The sequence below is a fragment of the Alcanivorax sp. HI0044 genome (genome assembly GCF_001634945.1).
In genome coordinates, this window is the sequence record NZ_LWEZ01001817.1 from 1 (window position 1) to 1085 (window position 1085).

Below are 1085 nucleotides of genomic sequence, written 5' to 3' on the forward strand. Positions count from 1 at the left end.
GCCCTGAATGGACCTGAAACGAAAAAGGCCGCTTTCGCGGCCTTTTTGCTGCCCCCTTATTTCAGGGGCTTATCTGGTCGGAGTAGCAGGATTCGAACCTGCGACCCCTACGTCCCGAACGTAGTACTCTACCAAGCTGAGCTATACTCCGATGGCTGCGCATTCTAGCAGCCAATTCAGAAAATGCCATACCTAAATGCGGCAGGCATGCGTGGTTGAGCAGTTTCTGGCCAATCCGGCGATCAGCGGGCAAAATGCGCGCCCGCAGGTATTTCGCCCATGTATTTCTCTATGAAAGGACCCGAATGACAGCTTTCCTTCACCCCTGGGGCCAGCTTGCATTGCAGCGCTGGCCGCGCCGGCGCAATGAGACCTTACAGGCCTGGGATAATGCGGATCTGTACCTGCTCAATACGTTGGCAGAACGCGGCCTGCCTGTATCGAAAGCAGATGAAGCCGCAAAGGCCGGCGCAAGAACCCTGGTGCTGAATGATCAGCAGGGCGCATTGGCATTGGCGTTACAGCAAGCGACCCCGGCGGGGTGTGCGTGCGTGGAAAGCAGCGGCGATTCCTTTATGAGCCAGGCCGCCACTCTGGCCAATGCCGAGGATAATGGCCTGACACTGGCAATGCCGTTTTTGTGGCCCTTCGATCCGCCGGGACAGGCCCCGGATCAGGTCATTATGCGTGTCCCCAAGTCCGTTGCGCTGCTGGAGTGCCAGTTGCACTGGCTCAGCCGGCATCTTCCGCAGGGCGTTCCTGTGTGGTTGGCAGGCATGGACAAGCACTTGCCCCGGCAGCTGGTGTCATTGCTGCAACGTTATCTGGGTAACGGTCGTGCCGAGTACGGCTGGAAGAAAGCCCGTTTGTTCAGTGCACAGACCCCGGGGCAGGTTCTGGCTGACACCGATTTCCCCAGCAAGATCAAAGCAGGGGACTGGCAATTAAACGTGCATGCCGGCGTATTCGCCCAGCAGCAGCTGGATATTGGCGCGCGCTTCTTCCTGGATCACCTGCCGCAGTCGTTGCCAGCGGGCTCACGGGTGGTAGATCTGGGGTGTGGCAACGGGGTGATCGGGTTGGCA

At 58.9% G+C, this 1085-nt stretch carries 1 protein-coding gene and 1 tRNA gene; one reads left to right on the plus strand and one right to left on the minus strand.

Annotated features, from left to right (window positions below; translation table 11 throughout):
• Positions 1-74: 74 nt before the first annotated feature.
• Positions 75-151, minus strand: a tRNA-Pro gene (locus A3730_RS27225).
• A gap of 154 nt (positions 152-305) precedes the next feature.
• Here A3730_RS27225 and A3730_RS27230 point away from each other — a divergent pair.
• A partial coding sequence (locus tag A3730_RS27230) for a methyltransferase (RefSeq protein ID WP_063539345.1) occupies positions 306-1085 on the plus strand: 780 nt, incomplete at its 3' end.